Source organism: Escherichia sp. AM3, from assembly GCF_032029835.1.
Classification (GTDB): domain Bacteria; phylum Pseudomonadota; class Gammaproteobacteria; order Enterobacterales; family Enterobacteriaceae; genus Escherichia; species Escherichia coli.
Genome location: NZ_JAVUPQ010001260.1, coordinates 1 through 241, shown reverse-complemented (window position 1 = coordinate 241; position 241 = coordinate 1). Strand labels below are relative to the sequence as shown.

General features: G+C 56.4%; 1 protein-coding gene. It reads left to right on the top strand.

Annotated features, from left to right (window positions below; all coding sequences use genetic code 11):
* Positions 1-241, top strand: a 241-nt coding sequence (locus tag RTW80_RS30570; protein WP_312722002.1) for a peptidoglycan DD-metalloendopeptidase family protein, incomplete at both ends; no start/stop codon positions are given.

The following is a 241-nucleotide window of genomic DNA, read 5'->3' as shown; positions in this document are numbered from 1 at the left end:
CCTATCAGGTGCCTAAATCATCCTGGCCGCCGGTCGGTCAGCGCTGCTGGATCTGGCCTGCAAGCGGAAAAGTGGTTGCGCCGTACTCGCTCTCGGAAGGTGGCAATAAAGGTATTGATATCGCTGCCGCACGCGGCACGCCGGTTTACGCTTCAGGGGCCGGGAAGGTGGTCTATGTCGGTAACCAGCTTCGTGGATACGGTAACCTGATCATGATTAAGCATGGTGAGGACTACATAAC